Source organism: Photobacterium sp. R1, from assembly GCF_054600795.1.
In genome coordinates this window covers 1-289 of the sequence record NZ_BAAHZP010000417.1, presented here as the reverse complement: position 1 = coordinate 289, position 289 = coordinate 1, and the positions used below count along the sequence as shown (strand labels likewise).

The window sequence follows — 289 nt, the reverse complement described above, 5'->3', positions numbered from 1 at the left end:
CGACAAAATCCATAACGCAGTGATTAGCGGTTTTAACCAGCAAGAATGATCAAAGACTTATGTCGATTGGTATAAGTACAAAAAAGACATGGAGAAACAATGAACGGTATTTCCCCGCAGCAAAGGCATCGATTTAAGAGTATCAGTTATCAGGACATTGGGCAGGGACCGGTGATCCTTCTGGGCCATGCTTACCTGTGGGACAGCACTATGTGGCAACATCAGACCGCGGCGCTCAGTCAGTCTTTTCGATGTATCGTGCCAGATTTCTGGGGGCACGGCGAATCCG

1 protein-coding gene is annotated in these 289 nt (G+C 47.8%); it reads left to right on the top strand.

Annotation, left to right across the window (positions count from 1 at the left end; genetic code table 11):
* Positions 1-99 precede the first annotated feature (99 nt).
* Positions 100-289, top strand: a 190-nt coding sequence (locus ACYP03_RS25670) for an alpha/beta fold hydrolase (protein ID WP_459782629.1), incomplete at its 3' end; no start/stop codon positions are given.